Annotated in this window: 16 protein-coding genes; 5 read left to right on the top strand and 11 right to left on the bottom strand. The window is 45.1% G+C overall.

Annotated features, from left to right (window positions below):
• From ACHZBG_RS13190 to ACHZBG_RS13205, 4 genes are read right to left on the bottom strand one after another with little or no spacing between them, the layout of a single operon-like run.
• Positions 1 to 1,095, bottom strand: coding sequence for a hypothetical protein (locus tag ACHZBG_RS13190; RefSeq protein ID WP_320129930.1), 1,095 nt, complete (start codon positions 1,093 to 1,095; stop codon positions 1 to 3).
• Positions 1,088 to 1,993, bottom strand: coding sequence for a glycosyltransferase (locus ACHZBG_RS13195; RefSeq protein WP_320129931.1), 906 nt, complete (start codon positions 1,991 to 1,993; stop codon positions 1,088 to 1,090). The genes ACHZBG_RS13190 and ACHZBG_RS13195 overlap by 8 nt, the downstream gene beginning before the upstream one ends.
• A complete protein-coding gene (locus ACHZBG_RS13200) occupies positions 1,957 to 3,168 on the bottom strand; it encodes an alkaline phosphatase family protein (protein WP_320129932.1) in 1,212 nt (403 codons plus the stop codon). The genes ACHZBG_RS13195 and ACHZBG_RS13200 overlap by 37 nt, the downstream gene beginning before the upstream one ends.
• A 15-nt stretch (positions 3,169 to 3,183) precedes the next feature.
• Positions 3,184 to 3,519 carry an STAS domain-containing protein gene (locus ACHZBG_RS13205; RefSeq protein ID WP_320129933.1) on the bottom strand — a complete coding sequence of 112 codons (336 nt, stop codon included), beginning with the start codon at positions 3,517 to 3,519 and terminating at the stop codon, positions 3,184 to 3,186.
• 130 nt (positions 3,520 to 3,649) lie between these two features.
• On the opposite strand from ACHZBG_RS13205, the gene ACHZBG_RS13210 reads away from it, so the two are divergent.
• Positions 3,650 to 5,902, top strand: coding sequence for a glycoside hydrolase family 9 protein (locus ACHZBG_RS13210; protein ID WP_320129934.1), 2,253 nt, complete (start codon positions 3,650 to 3,652; stop codon positions 5,900 to 5,902).
• Here the strand turns inward: ACHZBG_RS13210 and ACHZBG_RS13215 are convergent.
• The gene (locus tag ACHZBG_RS13215) at positions 5,888 to 7,702 is read right to left on the bottom strand and encodes a GNAT family N-acetyltransferase (protein WP_320129935.1); all 1,815 of its coding nucleotides are present in this window, start codon (positions 7,700 to 7,702) and stop codon (positions 5,888 to 5,890) included. The two genes, ACHZBG_RS13210 and ACHZBG_RS13215, sit on opposite strands and share 15 nt — an antisense overlap.
• Positions 7,699 to 8,814, bottom strand: a complete 1,116-nt coding sequence (locus ACHZBG_RS13220) for a GNAT family N-acetyltransferase (RefSeq protein WP_320129936.1) — start codon at positions 8,812 to 8,814, stop codon at positions 7,699 to 7,701. Before ACHZBG_RS13220 ends, ACHZBG_RS13215 begins: the two co-directional genes overlap by 4 nt.
• A 91-nt stretch (positions 8,815 to 8,905) precedes the next feature.
• Between ACHZBG_RS13220 and ACHZBG_RS13225 the strand changes: the two genes are divergently transcribed.
• Positions 8,906 to 10,093 (top strand): glycosyltransferase family 4 protein, encoded by a 1,188-nt coding sequence (locus tag ACHZBG_RS13225; RefSeq protein WP_320129937.1) that lies wholly within the window; start codon positions 8,906 to 8,908, stop codon positions 10,091 to 10,093.
• Between the two features lie 13 nt (positions 10,094 to 10,106).
• Here the strand turns inward: ACHZBG_RS13225 and ACHZBG_RS13230 are convergent, their stop codons facing one another.
• The 4 genes from ACHZBG_RS13230 to ACHZBG_RS13245 are packed head-to-tail and all read right to left on the bottom strand — an operon-like array spanning position 10,107 to position 17,837.
• Positions 10,107 to 12,665 (bottom strand): SpoIIE family protein phosphatase, encoded by a 2,559-nt coding sequence (locus tag ACHZBG_RS13230; protein WP_320129938.1) that lies wholly within the window; start codon positions 12,663 to 12,665, stop codon positions 10,107 to 10,109.
• Positions 12,666 to 12,684: 19 nt separating this feature from the next.
• The gene (locus ACHZBG_RS13235; RefSeq protein ID WP_320129939.1) at positions 12,685 to 14,949 is read right to left on the bottom strand and encodes an AAA family ATPase; all 2,265 of its coding nucleotides are present in this window, start codon (positions 14,947 to 14,949) and stop codon (positions 12,685 to 12,687) included.
• Between the two features lie 3 nt (positions 14,950 to 14,952).
• Positions 14,953 to 16,488, bottom strand: a complete 1,536-nt coding sequence (locus tag ACHZBG_RS13240) for a polysaccharide biosynthesis C-terminal domain-containing protein (RefSeq protein ID WP_320129940.1) — start codon at positions 16,486 to 16,488, stop codon at positions 14,953 to 14,955.
• The gene (locus ACHZBG_RS13245) at positions 16,485 to 17,837 is read right to left on the bottom strand and encodes an O-antigen ligase family protein (protein ID WP_320129941.1); all 1,353 of its coding nucleotides are present in this window, start codon (positions 17,835 to 17,837) and stop codon (positions 16,485 to 16,487) included. The genes ACHZBG_RS13240 and ACHZBG_RS13245 overlap by 4 nt, the downstream gene beginning before the upstream one ends.
• Positions 17,838 to 17,978: 141 nt before the next feature.
• Here ACHZBG_RS13245 and ACHZBG_RS13250 point away from each other — a divergent pair, with 141 nt between their 5' ends.
• Positions 17,979 to 19,274, top strand: a complete 1,296-nt coding sequence (locus ACHZBG_RS13250; protein WP_320129942.1) for a sugar phosphate nucleotidyltransferase — start codon at positions 17,979 to 17,981, stop codon at positions 19,272 to 19,274.
• Positions 19,275 to 19,292: 18 nt separating this feature from the next.
• Here the strand turns inward: ACHZBG_RS13250 and pyk are convergent, their stop codons facing one another.
• Positions 19,293 to 20,747, bottom strand: coding sequence for a pyruvate kinase (gene pyk, locus ACHZBG_RS13255; RefSeq protein ID WP_320129943.1), 1,455 nt, complete (start codon positions 20,745 to 20,747; stop codon positions 19,293 to 19,295).
• 115 nt (positions 20,748 to 20,862) lie between these two features.
• Between pyk and ACHZBG_RS13260 the strand changes: the two genes are divergently transcribed.
• Together ACHZBG_RS13260 and ACHZBG_RS13265 are read left to right on the top strand one after the other, a co-directional pair.
• Positions 20,863 to 21,432, top strand: coding sequence for a TetR/AcrR family transcriptional regulator (locus ACHZBG_RS13260; protein ID WP_320129944.1), 570 nt, complete (start codon positions 20,863 to 20,865; stop codon positions 21,430 to 21,432).
• Positions 21,433 to 21,517: 85 nt separating this feature from the next.
• Positions 21,518 to 22,840, top strand: coding sequence for an alpha-amylase family glycosyl hydrolase (locus ACHZBG_RS13265; RefSeq protein WP_320129945.1), 1,323 nt, complete (start codon positions 21,518 to 21,520; stop codon positions 22,838 to 22,840).
• The last annotated feature ends 18 nt before the right edge of the window (positions 22,841 to 22,858 follow it).

The raw sequence follows: 22,858 nt of genomic DNA on the forward strand, positions 1-22,858 counted from the left end.
TCAGTTATATAACTGCCATAGCGACAGAAAATCTTTTGCTTCACGATTCCAGTCAGGATCAGATACTTGCACATTGCCCAACAGGCTGGCCAGCTGTCGATATAGTTGTTCACGCGGATAGCGCAAGGAAAACTTTCCCCTTTTGAGGTTTTTTACAACATTTCGTAGCAGCTTCTTTTTGGTATGCTGTTCGCTTTCCCTGATGAAATCATCATTTGCATAAGTACTCACCGATGCCCAAGACTTCCCGGTTCGCTTCGATTCCACGAACAGAAGGACAGAAACCCAGTAGTCTGCAATATAAAGAAGATCATCGAGCTCATTCTGACAAAGAGGAAGACTATCGGGACGAAGCTTGAAAGTCACTGCCTCCTCATACAAGCTTTTCAGCTCATCAAGGTTTTCAAGATTCTTCTCTTTCTTCAGGCTCTTTACCCTTTTTTGCCGTTCAAGCAACGATGGAGTATAGCTCTCGGCCTGTATCAAAAGACTATCCCCAAAGGAGAGCGTACATTTTTCCCTATTCCTGCGAATGAAATCAGGATCAGGCATTTGATGGGAAGGATCGAGAACCAAGGCACGGGCTTCCAACATTGCCTGCAGAAGACCTGATCCCCGGTTTAAAAGAAGCCGCAGAGCATCAACCTGAGGCAAGGGTTCAAGCAAATAGGACGGTGCATTGGCAGTGAGTACTTTCTGGTCTCCAAGTAGCACCACATGAGCTTGCAAAAGATCCTGGTACATCAACTGGCGGGGAAGATGCTTGATATCGTTGATTGTCAGGGGTTTTCCGATATCCACTTCAATGTTGAGCATATGCTCATATTTCTTGGTAACCTCAAGCACTTGAAGAGGAACTTCCATAGGCTTTGTCACGACCAGGAATAGATCGAAATCATTATAGAGTGACTCGTTACCCTCTCGAAGGACACAGGCCCCGTCTCCCCTTCCGTAGCCACCTCCGAGCACAAGAGCAACGAAGGTAGAGATCATTGCCTGGCGAACCTCTTCTGCCAGGGCTCCAAGGGTTTTTTCTATGAAAGCATTGAATTCAGTTGATCCTTCCCGTGCATATACCATTGGTAGTTTATCCATTGTCCATACCTTTTTTCCTTAGTCCTTCCTTGAACCCTTGTCTTCTTCCTCTCATCTGGGAAAAACGCAAGGCAAGGGAATAGCCGAGCAATCCAGTTTTTTTATGCTTTTTTGCATACGATGCATCACTTTTAACCTGTCGAAGATACGGAAGAAGGGAATACCTGAGATATGAACGTTCCCACCATGACCAAGTAAAAATCTGGGCATCGGCTTTTCCTTCGCCCTGCTGTCGTTTCCACAACTGTGCAAGGGTGTAGTTATGGGAATGGTAAACCCGCGATTCTGCTGCATACGCTATGGACCAACCCTTCTGGCGAGCCCTCCAGGTCCAGTCAATGTCTTCCGAATATTGCAGGTCTTCCCTGAAAGGCATTTTTTCCCAACATTCCCTCCGTATGGCCGAGGAAGCCATGGAAAAGCAATGCTTCCAGTATTTTTGCCTTGATCCATCACCAAAGGTATCCTCGGTATCCTTTGCAAACAGGGGAAGGCAATCAGGACGGGGCATCTGCCTTGAAAACACGGCGGCGATTGAATCCTCGCTAAATCCTGATACCAGGTTCTCCAGCCAGAATTCATCAACCGGGGTGCAATCGGAATTAAGGAACACGACATAGGGATAGGCAGACTGTAGGGTTCTCATAGCCTCGTTGAGGACAGCACCGGGAATATACGTCCCGCCAGGAACCCTATGAACGAAAAGAGTATAGGAAGAGAGAATATCCAAGGTACCATCAGAAGAATCATTATCGAAAACATGGACTTCGCAGGCATAGGTCTGACGCCCCAACATTTGCAGGGTCTGCTCGATAAGATGCCGATCATTATGAGACCGGACCACTATCGGGATAGGAAGGTTCATATCTTCTTTTCTGTTTTCTTTGGTATCAGGCAACGATCTATCTCCTGTTTCATCAGCGTATAAAGATCATCCAGACGGGAAGGGTTGGTATCCAACTCGACATTGGAGGAAAAAGAAGCCGTTGAATCGATATCCAGGGGGGAATAACCATGCATACCGGCTATGGTCCGTTCACCCATGTGACTAGGCACAATCAAGGCTCCGGGATTCATCAGAAAGAAAAGCTTTCCGTACCGCTTGTCAGGAAAATCCACGCCCCATTCATGCATAACTGAATCTTCCAGGATTGTCCCTTCCTTGACAGACTGCAAGACTTCCCTGATTTTCTGCTCAGCTCCATCAGTGAGAAACCAGAAGCGTGCCATGGTGGAATCGTAGACAACGGCATAGTCCTTGCCAAATTTCAAGCCAGCACTGTCAATGATTTTCTTGAGATCAAAATTTGTGTGGACATCCGTCATTCCATGATCGGAGAAAATGAAAAGTCTCACTTCCTCATAGTTTTTTTGGGCGTCAGCAAGGAGGGCGCGGATTTGCTCTTCATACCACTGAATTTTCTTGGTCACCTCTGCATGGTCCTTCCCATACTGGTGCAGGATTGCATCCATGGAAGCCATGTACAAATAGGCAAAGGAACAGTTCCTCGACTCGTCCTTGATAACCGCAGAAAGGGTTTCCAGGTTCTCTATCTCCGGGGCCTTCCAGTTGGCAAGAAAGAAATCCACTTTGTGGTCGCGGGCATAGTCCATAATTGTCGGGCTTCCACTGTTTATTCCGCCTTTCTGATACAAATCCTTTTTCTCTGTATAGTCAAAATAGTGCAACAGACGGAAAGGCATATTATAGATATTGAAATACCCAGTGTACTTAAGCCGTCTTTTGATTATCTTCCCGGCAACGGAACGAACCCTGTTCCTACTTGACAGTGCCTTGGGAACAAGACGCATCATCTGGATAAAAGGAGAACCCTTGAAAGGAGAATGCACAGGATCATAGGCATAAAAAGAAAAATGGCCATGGGAACGAGGAAGCAAGCCTGTGAGAATAGTAGGATCACAGGTGGCACTATATCCAAAGATGGTCGTCAGAGGCTGTTTATGGATGAGTTCATCATCAAGGAACGAATGACTCTTGAGTATCTCCCAGCCAAGTGCATCTATGAAAATACAAAGGCTCAGGGATCGTTTCTTCTTCATTTCCTGTGGCATCTTTGCTTCCTTTTGTTATTTCTGGGTAAATGAGGCCAGGGCTTCTTCCTCGGTGTTGAACACCTCAATGATCTGGTGCAGGCGAACCAATTCAAACAGAACCCGAACAGGTTTGGTTACGTTGCACAATTTTACATCACCACCCTTCTGGTTCAATTTTTTTAGGCAGAAAAGAAAAATACCAAGCCCTGAACTGTCAAGAAAGGTTACATTGGATAGGTTGATGACAATATTCATCTCAGTGTCAAGATAGGGTTCAATGGCAGCCTTGAATTCCTTGGAATTGGCTGCGGTCAGGGTTGCAGACTCCACTTCTATGACAGTGGTTTCGTTTTCCTTCTTTACAATCATGGGTAATCCTCCGAGACAAGTGTCTTATATACATATTTATACCATACATATACCAAGTTTTGTGGAAATAATCATCCCCCGGCACATAGTTGTCCATTGCATCGGGGACTTACCCGTTTTATAGTAAAGCATGGAAAAGGTGGGTATCATCATAAAACAACAGAGAAAACTGATTCTTCTTTGGATCTGTCTGTCACTGGTGCTGTTTTCCTGCAACGGCGCAAAAGTAGAACAACCTACGCTCACAGTCCATACCGCTGCACCTAATGTATTGGTTGTTTCTTTTACCGACTCCTTTAAGCCAAATACCTTGGCAACGAACCCCTTGCAGACGAAAAATTCAGACTGGGTAGTCAATGCAATCCATCCGGACAAACTCTATATACAAGAGGAAAGCGTCGATGAACTTCCCAAGACGACAAAGGGTTCCTACCCTATCGAAACCCGATATTCAGTGTATCTTGTCCTCGAGGCTCCCTTGCAAAACAACAAGGTGTATTCGGTTTCGGGCCCTTTTGGCTCGACTTCCTTTACCTTCGATGACAAGACCATCTTCTGTGAATCGATAAAGGTAAATCAGGAAGGTTACCATCCCCAAAGCGGCATACGCTATGCGAATCTTGGGGTATACCTGGGAAATGGAGGGTCTTTGCTGTTTTCCTCTGACCCTGAATACAGGGTGCTCGACAAGGAGAGCCTGAAAGTAATCTATACAGGGAAAGCCGAGTTCAGGGGAGACGATACCCAGGTAGCCAAAGGATTGGTAAGCTCCGGTGAATATGTATATAGACTTGACCTATCAGCGGTTCCTCCCGGTGGCCCCTATGTAATCCAGCTTGAAGGTTGTGGAATTTCCTACCCTTTTGAGATTTCCTATGCAGCGGTGGAAAGGATTGCCTACACCTATACAAGAGGATTGTACCACCAACGCTGTGGCATTGCCCTGGAATCCCCCTACACGGAATTTACCCGGGAAGCTTGCCATACAGAAGTTGGCCTTACCCGCAGCCCTTGGTCCGCTTCCGGAAAAATCGAGGTTGATCCAAGGACCCCGATGATTCCGATATCCGGAGGATACCACGACGCAGGAGACTTCGATCGACGCCCGTACCATACGATCGTCCCAATTCTTATGCTTGGTTACTACGAAGCCTTCCCCGACCATTTTATCGATGGACAGTATAATCTGCCGGAATCGGGAAATGGGTTGCCGGATTTTCTCGATGAAGCCCTTTGGGGCCTAAAAATCTGGGAAAACCTCCAGATACTTGATGAACGGGACCATCAGAGGGGGGGAATCATGGCCGGTACCGAAACGAGCGGTCACCCCGAATATGGAAAAACCAATGCAGCTTCCGATTCCCTTGTCTATGGAACCTGGGCCGTATCCAACGAGATCACAGCCTATGGAGCAGGCATGATGGCACAGGCGGCCAGGTTGCTGACCTCCTTCCCTGGATGGGAAACCAGGGCCCAGGAACTCTTCGACCGGGCAATGCTTGCCTGGAATTATATCGACAACACCATTACTGACGAAGGGTTATTATACACAGAAACCTCAGAGACCGCCGATGTACTCTATGCTTCACTGCAATTATCCCTGGCTCTTCCCTTCTTCGAGCCTCAGTCGAAAACCCTGCAGGAAAAACTACAGACCTTGTTTGAAAAACTGGCAACCAGACTGCTACTGGAGGATGGGCAGTGGCCTGTACAATACCGACCAGGTAATGGATACGCCCAAATCCAGACGGTACATTTCAGCAGTTTTCTTCTCTCTTCCGATCCCTTTGACCCAATTCTTGCACAAAAACTGCAAGCAATTGTCCTAAACCAGGCCAAGACAGGTGGATACATGGGATTTGACATGGAGAAAGCCCTCTATCCCCAAGGAGCCACGAAAACCTATGGATGGGGTTCTGCAACCGCCCAGGGAAGATATGCAGACGTCTATGCCTTTGCTTATAGGCTGGAAACAGACCCTGCACTAAAGCAAAAGCTATTTGACATCCTGTGCCAATATGGAGACTATGATCTCGGTCTCAATCCACTGGGGAAGAGTTTCGTGACAGGGCTGGGATCAGATCAGGTCCAGAGTCCGCTTCAACTTGACTCCTGGCATACCAAGCATGACCTGGGACTCGGAAATGTTCCGGGAATCTTGATATATGGCCCCTCAGAGGAACGCAGTGGAGCGGCTTATCAGCAGGTTGTATCGAATACCTTGTTCCCCGCATGGGACGAACTTCCCCTGCAGAGACGATGGACTGATGGCTGGTCCCTGGTGAACAACAACGAATTTTCGGTATGGGAAACCATGGTCTGGAATATCTGCCTCTATGGGGTACTGAATAATGCCTCCCTAGGAGAATCAACCTCTTTTTAGCAGGGCCTTCAGTACTTTTGGCAACACAAAGAATGCATTGAGATAATACTCCACCCGATAAATCTGTGCACAATAGGATTGCCAATCCTCTTTCCATCCAACAACATTTCCTCCAAGATGGAACTGGGTTACCCCTCGATTGCTCATATCATGCAACATACCAAGAAATATTGTCTTCCCTGGACTATAGGTCTTGAAATCAGGATCATATCCTATCAAGAGGCACCAGCAACGAGTCTTGGACCGCAACGCATACAAGAAGGCGATGTGCTTTTCGCCAAGGTCAAGGAAATACAATACAGGGAAATTGGAAGCTGACCATATGCGACTATAGTTTCTTAATCTTGATTCATACACATCAGTATCGACCAACGGACTTTCCTTCATCCATTCATATTGCCAAGTTTTTCGCATCAACTGCAAAAACTGCTCTTCCCTGTCGGCATAGGAAAGCTCATCAAGAAGGCCAAGTTCGAAAGGGCATAACTCAGGGATGATCCCAAAAGCCTTGACCATCCGTTTTTGTTGCTTAGTGATATCATGCATGACGTGCGTAACAATCCCGCTGTCCCGGAATGATTGGTTATCATTGATTTCCAGTATCGGGTACTCGGCTTCCACCTTGACCGCCCACCGGGATATTGCTTTGGGAAGTTGGGGAACCAGGTCTCTTGGTGGAATCCGATGCCAAGAAAGGATATCGGCATCGGTAACTTTTCGTATTTCCTTGCGGAAATTGCGTTTTGACAGTAATTTCTGGATGGTATAGGGTAAGAGATCAGGAACATGGATAAAAAAACAATTCTCCATGAAATACAGATCGTCGAAGGCAATCAATTCCTTGGGATGACCGAATCTCTCCTTGTTTGCATACAATCGAAATATTCCATACCCAACAAGTTTTCGATCGTGACCCTTGTAGATGCCAAGCAGGAATAGTCGACATTGATCTTGTACAGCTGTCTTCCACCAATTATGGGCAACAGAAAACAGATGGAAAGGGGAAAGCGAATCCCCAATCGTCTCTTCCAGCTGGGAAACGCTGGCCTGAGGAAGCTCCCAGGCCTCTTCAGAGTCCAAAGCCTGTACAGAAATGGAAAAAGTATGCAAATCCGGTGCAGCCATTGCAAATGACTCAATAATTCCATGCCCTTGCAAGAGACCAAGTCTTCGCCTTGTTTTTTGTTGTCCCTGCAAAGAATGGAAAGTCAAACCAAACAAACAACAATACCGATAGGTCTCCAACTCCTTCGCCCCCAATTTACCATGGGCACGCAGGCTGATTGTATTTGCATTATCAACCAGTACAAAAAAATCGGTTCGACCCTTTGCAGAGAGAAACTGCTGGATCCTGCCGATCAAAAATCCATAGAGTTGTTTTCCCCGTACCTCGCTTTTCAAAAAAGTATCGAAGATATAGGCTTGTATAGGAGAACAGAAAAGAGAATACCTATCATTATCTTCATACAGATTCATGGCAGTCGTTACCCAGGCATAGCCTACAATGTCCTTGTTTGGATCAAGGAGCAGATAACACAGACTATTTTTCAAGAATCGGCTGGTAAAGAGTTTCTTCCCTTCTTCCTCGTCCTCCATTTTCCGGCATCTTGCCATTCCATCCAAATTCTCGATCGTACCAGGTACGACTGAATATCCAGCAGGGGAAAAAGCCTCGTCAGGTTGCACAGGAACCTTCAGAAGACTTGTCAGGGAATATTCAAACACACCCTTACCGATATGAAGATGCCTTGCCAGTTTTTCGAAAGTCGCAAGTAGACCTTTTTTTTTCTTTTCCATCATTTCTTTTTTTTAAGCAGGCATTTGACCTTCGAATGCAAGGTATTCCCATAGAGCCTGAGATGATAGGAATTTGTGGACTGTTTAGTCCAGAGTTTTTTATATTCCAGATACTCTCCTCCGAACTCCAGCAGACTATACCCACGCTTGATACTATCCTGGATAATCTCGGAAAGAATGGCATTGCCCGGGGACCATTGGGAATACTCTTGGTTGTAAGTTCCGAAAAGCATGAATATACTCCCCTCCTCAACTAGGTTCAACTCATAGGCCAATAGAGTATTGTCAGCCTCCAACAAACAGATATCAAGCAACCCAAGAGGGGCAAAGGTTCTGGCAATACGGCAATAGAAATCGCTCATTTTTGATGCAAGATTACCATGTTCGGTTAGATATTCGGATTGCCAGCTTCTATTATAAAGATCCAGTATCGTATCCAACACCTTCTCCAGTCCATACGCTTCAAATTCCTCTGGGGTTCTCAGTCGCGTAAATTGGTAATCGGGATACTGTTCCTGCAACAAGCGGGTATAGCGACGAATTTTCTTTCTATGCCCCTGGGTTCTTCCCGTAAGATAATCATCCCAGGTAAGGTCCAGGTTGAATTGGGGTTGTTCATTGAAAACCTCAAGTTCATAGGTGAGTTTCATGCTGTCCAAATCCATTGCCAATTCTTCCAAGTCCTTACCCATGGGGTCGAGCTTGTAGAAATCATAATAATCCACATGAAAATCAAAAGAATTCCTGAAGGTTCTCAAGGCCTCAGCCATTATGGAGACATTTTTGGCAAGAAGGGGAAAAATACGCTGGGAATTGTACTCAATTGTCCGAATGACAGTATGAGGCAGGAATCTTCCGGGCTCATCCAATTTACTGAATAGCCCGATTGCCTGGAGAACTCCTGCAGGGTCATAGAATCGGCAGGGAACCATCTGGATGTTTTCCCCATAAACAGAAATACCTGTTTCAATCCATTCCAACCTGCAAAAAGGAGTTTTATAGGGTAAGCTAAAAAGTAATTCTGACCAATCCCTTCTAAAATCCTCATCAAGAGGCCAAGGAGCCAACTCTCCTTTCAATCGGAGAACAGGGAATTTCTGGTTGCGAGGTTCCATATATTCCTCTCTTCATAATTAGTTTTGCATAGCCCCAAAACCTGATGGCAATACGTATTGTAATTATCATAACATAGATTACAATAATAACATGAAGATTTTGGTAATCTCGAATCTATACCCACCGTATGTCCTTGGCGGATATGAGATCCTATGCGGTCAAGTGGTAGAATATCTGAAAAAACGCAACCACGAGGTGCATATTTTGACCTCAGACCATGCAAGTCATCTTTCAGAAGGCAACATCCACAGGGACCTTCATCTTTTCCAACCCTTTGACCAGATAGCTGGTTACCAGCGGAAAGATAGGATACGTGCAGAGAGTTACAATAGCATGATTACTAAGCGATGCATCAAGGAAATCAAACCAGAAGTCATTTTTATCTGGAGCCTGCTTCGGCTTACGCCCTCGGCGGCAAGGGAAGCGGAGAACTCAAGAATTCCCGTAGTCTATACGTTCAACGACGAAAACATCACCAGTTTTCTGGAGCACCGCTTTGCACTATCCCCCAAAGCCTTTGCCCATTGGTTTCTCGACACCTTCATCAATCCAGAAATAACCCTGAAAGGGCTGCAGTTCAAGAATACAACCTGTATCAGCAAGGTGGTGAAACGAAATCTCCTATCCAAAGGGGTTTCAATTGCCAATTCACAGGTTATCTACCAAGGAATTCCCCTAGAACAATTCCCTCCAAAGAGTGAAGCTTCCCTGCACAAACCGATAAAACTTCTCTATGCAGGGCAACTGCATGAATATAAGGGAGTCCACACGTTGATTTCAGCTCTTGCAATCCTCCATTCAGACAAGACCGTACCACCCATATCGCTCACAATTGTCGGAAAGGGTCCACCCGATTATACAAAACAGCTGGAGGAAATAGTTAAAAAGCATCAGCTCAATGTGGAGTTCAAGGGCTTGGTCCCCCACGAGAAGATGTCCTCGGTCTACACTGATCATGATCTCTTTATATTCCCTTCAATCTGGGAAGAACCGTTTGGGCTTACACACCTTGAAGCAATGGCAAGCGGACTCCCTGTCATAAGCACAGCAAACGGGGGCCAAGGAGAATTTCTTCTCGATGGACAGAATGCCCTCACCTTTCTTCCTGGCAACGAAAAAACCCTTGCAGATCAAATAAAGAGGATACTCCAGGATCCTGTATTGTTTACCAACCTTGCCAAGGCTGGACAAGCAACTGCAATTTCTCAATTCTCCTTCGACCGCTATATACAGGAACTAGAAGCCCTGCTTGCAAAGGCAATGCAATCAAGAGACTGATACCTACCCGATACTACTCATCCTTCAGTACAAATCGTGTTTCGTTGATGGTATGGGAACGCCTTCGTATTGCTTCCTTGGTATAGGAATGAATTATCTGCATTCCCCTTCCATGGGTATTGGAATCATTGTTGAGCAGATCGAAAAAAGTGTCCATGGAATCTTCTTGTGGAGGAAGGGGCCATTCATCGGCATTGTCCCTAAAGGTGAGGGATATATCCTGACCATATTCAACTTCAAGGCAAATGACTTCGTTTGATTTACCTTCCAATCCATGCTGGACAATATTGCTCAAGAATTCACTTGCAATCAACCTGCACTTGAAAGCCTGCAGATCACTTCCCCCTGTTTGCAAAACAAACGATTCGCAGGCGGCAGAAGCCTCATCGACCGCATGTAGGTTTGAAAGAAGTTCATAATAAAATCGCTTTGGATTTTCAAATTGAGGCAACGCCTGGAAGGATACAAAGGTAAAATCATCATTTTTAGTGGTAAAGCCTTCTTCGTCGATGGTACGGTAACAGTCATGGGGAACCATGATGCAATTGGAACCATGATTTTCTTGTTTGAGGATTTCCTTGAATCTGGAAAATCCCAATTGTTCATTCTTTGCATTAAAACATTCAAACACCCCGTCGGTAAGGAGGCAGACCGTATCATCATACGAGAAAGGCAGGACCTGCACCGAGGATTCATCATAGACATGATCTGCCATCCAACCAAGGGGAATATCACCTTTTTCATCAAGCAGGGTTATCAATGAAGTTTTCTGGTTGATCACCATGAGGGGAGGATGCCCGGCATTCAAACTGGTAAGGGTCATTTCATTGAGATCCACCAAACAATAGCACATGGTCATGTAGTTGTCATTGAACAGACGTTTACTCAAAATACCATTCAACTGGGTAACTACGGCAGAAGGTGAATTACTATCCTGATCGCTTCGGATAACCATGTTGAAAATTGATTTTACGGCAGTCATCGTCAGCGCAGCCTGCACTCCATGACCGGAAATATCGGCAATATAAATTACATATCGGTTATCTTTCAGCTTAATGCAATCAAAAAGATCCCCGCCAATTTTTGTCCAGGGTTGATAATTTGAAGAGAACAACAGGTTTTCATGAAGCTTGAACCAAGGGGGAAGGATATAATTCTGGATTGACTGGGCGGTATCGAGATCATCCATGATGTCCTTGTACAATAACTGTAGCTCAGTCTCGGCCTGATGTCTTTCAAGAGCCTCAGAGATGGAAATGGCAAACAAATTGTACATATCCATCTCTACATCCGACCATATCCGTTCATTGATACAGTCACTGATGGAAAGAAATCCAAAAAATGAATTCTTGACGAAAAGAGGCAATATCAAAATCGATTTGATTTGTTCCTTTTCCAATAAAGTCCGGGTAATGCCAGGATCAAGGGTACGTACGATTACGTTGCAAGGAATCTTTTTCCCAAGATCTTCAAGAAACTCCCTGATAGTATCGCCAGGGATTGCAAGGGAACCAGAGAAATCAATCATAGCTTTATAGTTTTTTGAAACCCATATGGAATGATTGTTGACATATTTTATTTTATTTTCTTGGTCAAAGACATTTGTATAGCAACAGATGCAACTTACCTCAGTTGCATTCCCGAACAGTTCAAAGGAATGGTCGATTGCCTGTTTGAATTCGCTAGATTTGAGTAATTCCTGTGTCGAAAGGGCAAGGGAATTGAGCAAGGTATCCCTCAGTTTCAAGTCTTGCTCGAGTTTGACCCTTCTAGAAATATCTACGGCGATGCCCCTGAAACCCGTGATGTTACCATAATAGCTGATAGGGGAAATTATCAGGTTTACCATGAAGAACTGGTCCCTGCTGTTCTTCATCCAGACATCATCGGAAGTCATGGTTTCACCAGCCTCTACCCGTTTGAGAAGCTTCCTGATATGCTCAATTTCCGTCGAGGGGAAAAAATCAAATATATTCTGGGGAAGAAAACCATCAGAATCAATTTGCTTGAAAATTTCCTGAGTTCTTTGATTGAAGAAGGTTACCTTGTAATTCTCGTCCAGTTCAATGATCAACCCGGGAAGCATGTTTGCCATCTCCATGAACTTCTGGTTGCTTTTCTGGAGTTCCGTGTTCTGCAGGCAAGCCTCACAGGCTGTTCCCAACTTCTGATTGATTGGTCGAAGAGCTTCTAGGATGTTTTTTTCAAGAGGTTGATCCCGGGTATAGAGAATAAGGATGCCAACATTGGAGAGACTCATCAGATGATACGTACCGCTATCGCCTGGAATGGAAAGGGTGGCAGTATCATCAGCAATGGTATAGTGCAGTAGATTCTGCATAAGTTCCATAAAAGAACCGTTTTTCTCAATATTCCGGGGAATTGAATATGCTATTGTCAAGGGAGATACTTGAGATTCTTTCTTGTTTATCAGAATTACGGCACCCTTCGTACAATGAAGTTCCTTCATATACATGGTAAAGCTTTTCCCGAGCATTTTCCGCAGATCCAGGGAATCCCCGATGGAAAGCAGGATGCGATAACAAATAACGTCAATTTCCTCTCTTGTCATGTGGTATTTCCCCTTAGAATCAATCTAGATACACAGGCATCACTTTCGTAAGAACAATCCCCTCACAAGGTACCTGGGTGTTCTTCAGACGAGCAAGCGACTGGCAAATCTGACTTGGTTTCAACATATCACAGGCTGTCACATAGAGAACCGTATCAGCATAATTGGCAAGGATCTCGGAATCAACGGTAGCTCCCACAGGAGAACCTTCGATTATGATGATCGAATACCTTTGTTTCAACTCCTCAATAAGTTCTTTCATTCTGGAAGACTGCAACAGGTCAGGGATGACAGCATCCCCTTCCCTGATGATCATATCGACCCCGGAAAGAGTTGTCTGGGTAATGATATCTTCCCAGTCAGTAACTTTGAAAGAAAGATATTCCCCCAACCCCAATCCTTTTGTTGCCGGTTCCGTTTCCATTTCTTCTGTCAGCCTATAGGGTTTCAAGGGAGAACCACTGTCAGTCTTGCGTATCTGGGCATCAATCAACAACACATGCTCATCCTGACGACCGAATACCGTAGCAAGGTTAATCGCAAGGGTGGTTTTTCCTTCCTTGTCCGCGGTACTGGTAATAAGGAACGTTGCCCCTGGCTTCGGATATTTCATCCGTAAGGGCCTGGCTAGAATCCTATACCGTTCAATATGTTCGGCTTCCCTGTCTTTTCCAGGAAGCAACAATTTTGTATTCCTTACGAAGGGAAAGGTGGCAAGTATCACTCTGGAAAGTTTCTGCCTTGCATCCCCAGCCGACTTTATCCGTTGGTCGATTACTACGGTTATAAGCAAAATAGTGAAACCAAGCAAGAAAACAAGGAAGGAAACGGCTAATGCAATAAGCTTCCTATTGGAATCCTGAGGAAGCAAGGGTACCTCGGCATCGGAGATGACATAGAAATCAGAGTGGTCTTCCTCTGCAACTATATTGAACTGAGTGAGTACTTTTTCCAGTCCTCGGGTCTCTGCCTCCAGTGAGGCAACCCTTCCGGTAAGTACAATATAATTTTGGTTTATTTCAGGAAGGTTTATATAGTTCTTGCTCAAGTAGTCATACCGTTTCTGGTCAACTTCATATTCCATTTCCAACTTGATGAGTTCAAGTTGATTATCCAACAACATGACCCTGACAAGTTTCAAATACTCAGAGGAAGCAACGCTATCCCCACCCCCTACGATTGTCATGGACCTGACTTTTTCAGTCTCGGCCTTGAGTGCTTCAATTTCCGCAGAATAGGTATGGTTTGCAACAAAGAAATCATAGTTGAACTTTGCTGCCTCATATTCTGAACGAGTAATCATTCCACGGACATATTCATTTTCTGCAATCCCATAGAGGGTATTCAACCGTGCTTCCTCAATGGGATTTGTACTACTTGCCTGTATCTCATTGATTTTCTGCGCAATCTGTTGAATCTTGTTATTTGCCTCATCGGAGGTAAGTCCCCCAGCCCCTGCTTCAGCCTTGCGTTTTTGCTCTTCAAGATCGCTCATATTGGCGCTTTGGATGGCATCCTGGATTTTCTCAACTCTTTGCCGATAGATTTCAACTTGCTGTTTGTTCTTATCCAGGGAAAGCTCCAAGTCCACCAGTTCCCCGGCATATTTAGGGGCTTCTGTTGCGATATCCCTGATATTATGCAATTCAATAAAATCATTGAAATCTGACTTTGCAGTTGCCAATTCCTTGGTAGCCGATTCAAATTGCATTTTGAGAGTCACCAGGCGATCCTGGATTTCACTACTGATCAGGCTATTGTTATTGGAAAGAAATATTTCCCGAATTGTATTTGCCAGCAGAGCAGCTTCCTGGGGGTCCTCGCTGGTTGCCGAAATGAACATCAAATTGGTATCCCTGGCTACATCGACACTGATCGAAGCGCCAATCTGGTCGAGGGTCCTGGTTATCGACAACTCTCGCCGAAGCTCTTCCAGATTGGGAAGGGTCTTGACCATATTTACCTTGTTCCAAAGAGAAGTATCGGAAGTGGCCTGCTTGACCAACCCTGCTCCCTGTTCATAGGAAAGTTCAGTACCTTCCCCTACACTCTGGAAAATCTTGAAGGTATCGGGGACATAGGATTCAATTGGCTGATAAAACAATACCGTGGTGGATTCATACTTCTGGGTACCCAACAGCAGAGCTGAAAGCACACCCAAGAGCAAGGCAAAAACACAGATAAGGACAAGCCATACCCATTTCTGGCGGAGAGTCTTGAGAACCGTTTTTAGCTCAAGCGGTAACTTGAACTCTTCTTGTTTCAAAGCTGTTTCCTCAGCCATATATCAAATCTCCTTTGAATGCGCTTTCCTTGCGATTTTTCCGATAATTGTCTTCTTCATTTTTTTATCAGTAAAGAACTCCCAGAAAATGACAACATAGGCAAGACCACCGGGTATAGCCTTTATTATCATATCCCACACAGAACTGACTGAATAGAAATATTTTATGGTAAAACCGATACCTACCAGGGCAAGGCCTGGAAGACAGGCAGGTAAAAACACTTTCGACAAATACCAATAGGCAGGAAATTCATACTCTTTCGCCACTTTTGATAAGGTGAGGATAACATTGTTCACAAAACTGGAAATAAGCGTCCCCAACGCTATGCCGACAAGCCCGAGAGGCCTTACGAGCAGAAGACTTGATCCAACATTCACGATAATGGAAAACACTGATACCTTGGCGGTAAACTTCTGGTTTCCGGTCATCGTCAATACATTTGAGGCTATCAATTCAGGTATGGAAATCATGAAAGAAGTCATCAGCAACAAAAGGGGAACGGTTGCTCCCGTGAACTCTGATCCGACCCAGAAGACAAGGAGCTCTTGTCCAAAGACATAGATGGTCGCAGTAAGAATTACCCCGGTTGCCATGATGTATTTGGAGAGGTCAAGCAGCAAGAATCGTATGGAATCATATTCTTTCTTTTCCTTGAGTTCGGAAATCAACGGAGTAAGGACATTTACCAGTTGCTTTGTCAAAAGAAAGGCATATTCGGAAATCTTGATGGCAATGGAGTAGAGACCAACCAAGGTCAGATTCAAGGTTATCTGGATAATGATGACATCTGTCTGGAATAAAACCAAGCCGGCAATGGTTGTCAGAAAGGAGTAAAAACTGAAGGATACTGCCTCACGAAGATATTCTTTCTGTACTTTTTTGGGGGAAATCGAAAGGTTGGCAACTTTTTTATAGGCCAAGAGGAAATATAAAATATTTTCCAACAGGAAGGAAACACAATTTACGATTGCCAGCCAAACGACTCCCTTCCCTTGACTGAGCACCACATAGGCGGAAGAGGCATAGAGCAAGGTACCTATGGTCTGGATAATGTTTATCTGATAAATCCGTTGTTCCCCGAACAAGATTCCCTTGAAAAGGCTCAGGGGAATCTGGATGAGGAGAGACCGTAAACCAAGGATCAGCAGGACAGTCACAGCGATCCCCTGAAACGGTTCCGGTATCGAGAAAACCTTTGCATAGAAAAAGGAAAAGCCTCCCAAAAGAATCATTCCGACTATCGCGACAAAAACATAGACAAAGAAAACCGTACTGAGCATATGGTTTCGGTACTCAACTTCACCCGAAATCTTTGTTTCCCCTGTCCATTTGACGACACCGAGCCCAAACCCGAAATCAAGGAGGGAGAAAAACCCGATCAGGGAAAAGGATAGAGTCCAGAGCCCATACATATCCTGGCCCAGATTCCTGATAATAAAGGGAATGAGCCAAAAAGAGACCACCATGGAAAAAAAGAACCTGATATAGTTGGTGGCGGCATTGATCGTAACTTGTCTGGTCCGGGACATTTGTGTCATTGTTCGTCTCCCCCAAGGCTAAGCAGGTTTTTCTTTTTCTGTATTTTAATGCTGTAGATAAGCGATTGACCAAACCCTACAGCAACAACAAGCTGGTATAAGACCGTAGACTGCCGAATTACCCATTCATAGAACCCTATCAAAAACAGAATAAAGAACCCTACTGCCAGGGCCAACAGCAAGCGTTGCTCCAGACTTTTCCAAGAAAGGCCATAAAATACCATCGACAATCCAAATAATACAGCAATAGCAACGAAGGCGTACATACCGCCGTATCCCATTTCCGCCGCGGTAAGCAAATATATATGATGGGCGACACCTCCCTGTTCCTCATTCCTCATTACCTGGAAGTTTTCCCGGTATTTTTTCACATCGGTAAGCACCTGGGAATACTGATTCAAACCCACACCAATCTTGAAGTCATCCGCCATCATGACAGCAGCTATCTTGAATTCATCGCGAGCTTCTTCGCTCGATTCCGGGGCATTGAGAAAACGGTCGATGACCGTATCCATGACCATCAAACCACCGAGGACCATACAGCAAATAAGGAAAATGATGGCAAAACGCATATGACCCGTCATTTTTGCCTTATGGCGTGCAATGATTATGGCACATACCATCGCTCCTGCTGCCGTAACCATTCCAGTTCTCGAACCGGTGGAGAGGATGGCAAAGACAAGCCCAAGAGAGGCAAAAAATCCCAGGATAAACTGGATTTTGGAAAGTTTGCCATCGAAAATAACCCACGTCAGCAGAACACACAAAATGATGAGGGCAAAGGAAGGGACCGTGTTGGAATGATCGAAAAACGCATTTGTCCGATATATACCATCAAGATATTTCTGTTTAAAGGATATCGCCCCGAGAATCCATCCAGAAGCTATATAGCCCTGCATCAAGGCTAGGATGGAATCATGATCATAGTCTTCCGTTGCAAAGAAGTTTATTACGCACCAATACATGAATCCCATCCTGAACAACTGCCAGATAGCAAACCATCCGTAGATCTGGTACATGGATTTCTGAACATTTACTATTGCAAATATAAAAAATGCAAACAGAGGGAAAAAGAACCTCGGACGCCAGACAATCTTGCTTCCCGTTCTCAGTAGCATACCAAGGGCGAGTCCCATGGCAATGAGGTCTGCAAAAGTCACTTCGAAACCCCTGACAGGTCCCCTATAGAATTCCATGGACATGATATTTATGCTGAATTTCGACCCAAAAAGAAAAGAGACAATCATAACGGAAAAAGCTAGTCTCTTGAGTAGCTTTGAAAAGGCTGTCGCCCCGGCAATGACAGGAACTCCGAGAACAAGGGCAAAGGTAAAAATTACATACTTCATATCTTGTTGAATCATAGCATGGAATACCTGCAGGACGGTAGAAGCTTTTACCTGTACGACTTATTTCCTTTCCTGTTGTGATATTCCACATTCCATACGATACTATAGGGGTACCAATCCACTAAAAAGGTAGATCAGCGTATGCATATCATTTTATTGTCAGGCGGTTCAGGCAAACGGTTATGGCCACTTTCCAATGAAGCTCGTTCCAAACAATTCCTGCCCATTTTACAGGGAACTGATGGAAAACCAGAATCCATGGTTCAACGGGTATACCGCCAGATCCAAGAAGCAGGCCTTGGGGACAAGGTTACCGTTGCCGCAGGCAAAGCCCAGCATGATTCTCTCAGGAATCAACTTGGGAACTCAATAACCATTGTCCTGGAACCTGAACGAAGGGATACCTTTCCGGCGATTGCCCTCTCCTCGGCCTATCTATCCTGGGAAAAACAGATTCCCCTGGATGAGGTCGTGATAGTCCTCCCCGTCGACGTTTATGCCGATCTGGAATATTTCAAGACTCTCGGGAAAATGGAAAAACTGATAAAACAGGGTTTTTCCGATCTGGTCCTGATGGGTATCGAACCCGACCATCCCTCTGAAAAATATGGGTACATTGTACCCGGGAAAAAGATCAACGGCAATCAATCAGTCAAGGGATTTGTCGAGAAACCCGAAAAAACAAAAGCAGAGGCACTTATTTGCGAAGGAGCCTGTTGGAACGGTGGTGTATTCGCCTTTCAACTGGGATACCTGATGAATATTCTCGCCAAGCATACCAAGGCAACGACGTATAGTCAGCTATACGAGACCTATTCGTTGCTGAAAAAAATCAGCTTTGACTATGAGATCGTAGAAAACGCAACCTCCATAGCAATGGTTCCCTACAAGGGAAAATGGAAAGACCTCGGAACCTGGGATATCCTTGCAACAGAATTGGGTCCCGGTTGTCGGGGCAAGGGATTGATAGCGGAACCTTCGGGAAGTACCTTTATCATCAATGAACTTGACATTCCCATCATAGCCCTGGGAACGGATGATTTGGTAATCGCTGCCAGCCCTGACGGTATTCTCGTCACTTCACCTTCAAAAAGCCCGGTTCTCAAGAAATATGTCGATACCATAAGCACCAGCCCTCGCCACGAAGAACTCCTGTGGGGGGAATATACAATAATCGACTCAACGGAAACTAGCGAGGGGCCAAAAACCTATACAAAGAAAGTACTGATGGCTTTGGGAAGTTTCAGGGAATTCTCTTTCCATAAAGGTTCCGATACGGTAATCGTTGTTGTCAAAGGAGAGATTGAAATCCAGAGATATGCAGAAGGAACACAAAAAATGGTCCCCCTGGATACCTTGAGAATCAAGGAAAACGAGGATTTTGCAATCCGTTCAATCAAGGACAGCATCTTTTTGGAAGTTCACAGGGAAGTTTGAGAACAAGTCCAAGGAACCCTATTCTATCTCCACAACCTTGATCATATTAGTCCTTCCAGAACTCCCCACGGGAACCCCGGCGGTAATCACAACAGTCTCCCCTTTGGAAACAAAACCCTTTTCCTGCAGGTAATGAGGGGCATAGTCAAGCAACTGATCCACTGAAGACAAATCCTGAATCAGTATGGGATTCACGCCCCAGGAAAGAGACAATCGCTGGACCGTCTCGATTTTCGGGGAAAAGGCCAGGATCGGAACACTTGGCCTGAATTTCGCTATCAAGCGGGCCGTGCTGCCTGAATGAGTAAAACAAGCAATAAAAGAGGCCTGGATGGCCAAGGCAAGCTCCCTGGTCGCAATTCCGACAGCTTCTGTCTTAGTTTGCTTCTTTTCCAGTTTACCATGCTCCAAATCATGAATCTGATTGAGGACAAGTCGTTTGAACTCATCGCTTCGTTCCGTCAAGGCAGCTATGCGTTTCATGGTTTTCACGGCTTGGATAGGATATTCCCCTGCCGCTGTTTCACCAGAAAGCATAACTGCACTGGTCCCATCCAATACGGCATTGGCAACATCATTGGTCTCTGCCCTGGTAGGTCGGGGATTATGCATCATTGAATCAAGCATCTGGGTCGCGGTTATCACAGGTACCCCGGCAGCAAGACATTTACGAATTATGGATTTCTGGAACAAAGGCACTTCCTCTGGCAAAGCCTCGACGCCCAAATCACCACGGGCAACCATGATTGCACTCGAATGCTCGATGATAGCGTCGATATCCGCTACCGCCTCGGGTTTCTCAATCTTCGCAATAATGGGAATTACCCGTCCAAAAGTCTTTTGCATATACGCCTTGAGCGCAATGATGTCCTTGGAACTACGCACAAAAGACAGGGCAACATAATCAAGTTTATTAGCAAAGGCAAAGGCAAGATCCTTTTTATCCTTTTCAGTAAAGGAACTGAGATGATGCAAGGGAATTCCCGGAAGATTCACACCCTTGCGAGGAAACAAGGTACCATCCTCTGCAATCGTACAAAGTATATCCTTGCCCACGACAGAATCGACCGTAAGGGAAATCAAGCCATCATCTATACGGATTTGGGATCCCTTGCTCACTTCCTCATGCAAATAGGGATAATCAATGCTGATTCTATCCTTGGTACCCATGCACTGTTCGGTGGTAATGGTAAGCTTATCGCCTCCCTTGATTTCAAACGAAGGTTCAGCGAGCGAGCCTACCCGTATCTTGGGTCCTTGCAGATCCTGTACTATGGCAAGAGGAATTGCCAAGGCTGCCGAAGCTTTCCTGGCCATATCGTGGCGAGCCTGTTGCTCATCATACGATCCATGGCTAAAGTTCAAACGTATGATCCGAACTCCTTCGATAATCAAGGTCCTGATAATTTCATAGGTATTGGATGCTGGCCCTACGGTGGCCACGATTTTGGTGTACAGTCCTGGTTCACTCATCGTTTTTGCCTCTTATGCCTTATCATCCATCTTTGGGCGATGGTTGTAAAGTTCATTGCAAAAATTGGAAGGAAGATTGATTGACATAATATACCGAACGGTATACAGTAAAGCTATGGAAAACAATCGCGAAGCCCTACTTCAGACAGCCTTGAATCTTTTTTCGGAAAAAGGATACAGCTCTGTCGGTGTACAGGAAATAGCAGACAAAGTAGGAGTCGGGAAACCAACTCTGTATCATTATTTCAAAAACAAGGAAGGCTTGCTCCGTGCCCTGTTTGACTCTTACCTTCTTGTAGATTTTCCCCAACTCGAAAAAGCCACGGAACGAAAGGATGACATTCCCTACACCCTTCAAGCCGTTGCCCAGGAATTCTGTTCCCTTGCCATGAAGAACCCCGAATTCTATTGCCTGCTTATCCATCTTTTTTATTCCGGACGTAAGGATGAGGCCTATCTTGCCACCAAACCCTATCTCGATCGGCTGGAGAACATGATTCTCCAGGTTTTTGAATCTGCAGCATGGCAACTGGGAAACATGAACGGCAGGCAGAATCAATTTGCCCATAGTTTTCTTGGTATGGTTTTTGAATATGCCTTTTCCAATCTCCAGGAAGGAAAAAGCTTGCAAGAAAAGGATATCAATCAGTTGATTCACCAGTTCATGCATGGAATCTATTCGTAAAAGCGTGATCGTGCATTGATTTCTGCAACAATGAATATATGGCCACCCCGGTAATATACCTACCGGTTGGTATAAGGAGAAAGACATGAATACATCTTGGTACGAAACAGCTTGCTTTTATCACATGAATCCACTCACTCTCTGTGGGGCTCCCCCCTACCAGGATCATTGCCTGGCCTATCGTCTCAGCAAGATAGAACAGTGGCTGGATCATCTTGTGGGAATGGGGTTCAACGCACTATACCTGGGACCAGTTTTCGACAGCCTCAGCCATGGGTATGATACTACCGATTACTACACCCTCGACCCAAGACTCGGAGATAACCAGACCCTGGTCAACCTCATTCATACCTGCCACCAGAGAGGTATCAAGGTCATTCTTGACGGAGTCTTCAACCATACCGGGCGTGAATTCTTTGCTTTCAGGGATATAGAAAAGAACAAGGAAGAGTCACCCTATAAAAAGTGGTATCGAAATGTTTGTTTCACTACTGAAGGCTTTACCTATGAGAATTGGAGAGGCTGCGAAGAGTTGGCAGTCTTCGATTTGACCAACAGCGAAGTGCAAGACTATTTGTTGTCTGTTGCCCAATTTTGGAAAGAACAGTTCCATATCGATGGCCTTCGTCTGGACTGTGCCGATTCCCTCGACCTGGGGTTTTTGGAGGCACTCCATCGACAGGTAAAATCCAACGATCCCGATTTCTTCTTGCTCGGGGAGGTCATCCATGGGGATTACCGAGAACGAGCAAACAAAAAGATGCTGGATAGCGTCACCAACTATGAACTGCACAAGGCACTCTATTCTGCCCATAATGACCACAATCTGTTTGAACTAGCCTACAGCGCCAACAGGGAATTTGGCCCAGAAGGAATGTATAGGGAACTATCTCTCTATAATTTCGTGGATAACCATGATGTCGACCGATTAGCAAGCAAATTACAGGACAAACACCATCTATTCAACATCTACACCCTGCTTTTTTCCTTCAAGGGTACTCCTTCGGTATATTATGGCTCGGAATGGGGCATCAAAGGCAAAAAGTCAGGCGATGACGATCGTCCACTTCGGCCCAGCCTTGAGGTTTCCCAGATACAGAAAGGAAATCAAGATCTTTTAAGTCATATCCATGGGTTGATTGCCCTGAGAAAGGAACATGAAGCCTTGATTTTGGGTGATTATACCCAACTTTATCTACAGAGCGACCAATATGCTTTCAAACGAGAAACAAGGCAGGAAAGTATCTTGGTTTTGACCAATGCCGCGGCTACTGAAGCAACCATTACCGTTCCCTCTGAAAAGGAATACCACTACCTTTGGGGCTTGGATTGTTCTTTCAAACAAACAGACACTCTGCTCATAGCAACCTTAGCTCCCTTCCAGACACTGTTGCTTGGTTCCCTATAAAAGAAGAATCACCCATAT

The sequence above is a fragment of the uncultured Sphaerochaeta sp. genome (assembly GCF_963676625.2).
Classification (GTDB): Bacteria; Spirochaetota; Spirochaetia; order Sphaerochaetales; family Sphaerochaetaceae; genus Sphaerochaeta.

What these genes read in the sequence shown, in the direction of transcription:
- ACHZBG_RS13215 (WP_320129935.1), bottom strand. Translation starts at nt 7,702, where the DNA reads ATGATGGAAAAGAAAAAAAAAGGTCTACTTGCGACTTTCGAAAAACTG.
- ACHZBG_RS13245 (WP_320129941.1), bottom strand. Translation starts at nt 17,837, where the DNA reads ATGAAGTATGTAATTTTTACCTTTGCCCTTGTTCTCGGAGTTCCTGTC.
- pyk (WP_320129943.1), bottom strand. Translation starts at nt 20,747, where the DNA reads ATGAGTGAACCAGGACTGTACACCAAAATCGTGGCCACCGTAGGGCCA.
- ACHZBG_RS13205 (WP_320129933.1), bottom strand. Translation starts at nt 3,519, where the DNA reads ATGATTGTAAAGAAGGAAAACGAAACCACTGTCATAGAAGTGGAGTCT.
- ACHZBG_RS13265 (WP_320129945.1), top strand. Translation starts at nt 21,518, where the DNA reads ATGAATACATCTTGGTACGAAACAGCTTGCTTTTATCACATGAATCCA.
- ACHZBG_RS13210 (WP_320129934.1), top strand. Translation starts at nt 3,650, where the DNA reads ATGGAAAAGGTGGGTATCATCATAAAACAACAGAGAAAACTGATTCTT.
- ACHZBG_RS13200 (WP_320129932.1), bottom strand. Translation starts at nt 3,168, where the DNA reads ATGCCACAGGAAATGAAGAAGAAACGATCCCTGAGCCTTTGTATTTTC.
- ACHZBG_RS13225 (WP_320129937.1), top strand. Translation starts at nt 8,906, where the DNA reads ATGAAGATTTTGGTAATCTCGAATCTATACCCACCGTATGTCCTTGGC.
- ACHZBG_RS13260 (WP_320129944.1), top strand. Translation starts at nt 20,863, where the DNA reads ATGGAAAACAATCGCGAAGCCCTACTTCAGACAGCCTTGAATCTTTTT.
- ACHZBG_RS13220 (WP_320129936.1), bottom strand. Translation starts at nt 8,814, where the DNA reads ATGGAACCTCGCAACCAGAAATTCCCTGTTCTCCGATTGAAAGGAGAG.
- ACHZBG_RS13190 (WP_320129930.1), bottom strand. Translation starts at nt 1,095, where the DNA reads ATGGATAAACTACCAATGGTATATGCACGGGAAGGATCAACTGAATTC.
- ACHZBG_RS13250 (WP_320129942.1), top strand. Translation starts at nt 17,979, where the DNA reads ATGCATATCATTTTATTGTCAGGCGGTTCAGGCAAACGGTTATGGCCA.
- ACHZBG_RS13235 (WP_320129939.1), bottom strand. Translation starts at nt 14,949, where the DNA reads ATGGCTGAGGAAACAGCTTTGAAACAAGAAGAGTTCAAGTTACCGCTT.
- ACHZBG_RS13240 (WP_320129940.1), bottom strand. Translation starts at nt 16,488, where the DNA reads ATGACACAAATGTCCCGGACCAGACAAGTTACGATCAATGCCGCCACC.
- ACHZBG_RS13230 (WP_320129938.1), bottom strand. Translation starts at nt 12,665, where the DNA reads ATGACAAGAGAGGAAATTGACGTTATTTGTTATCGCATCCTGCTTTCC.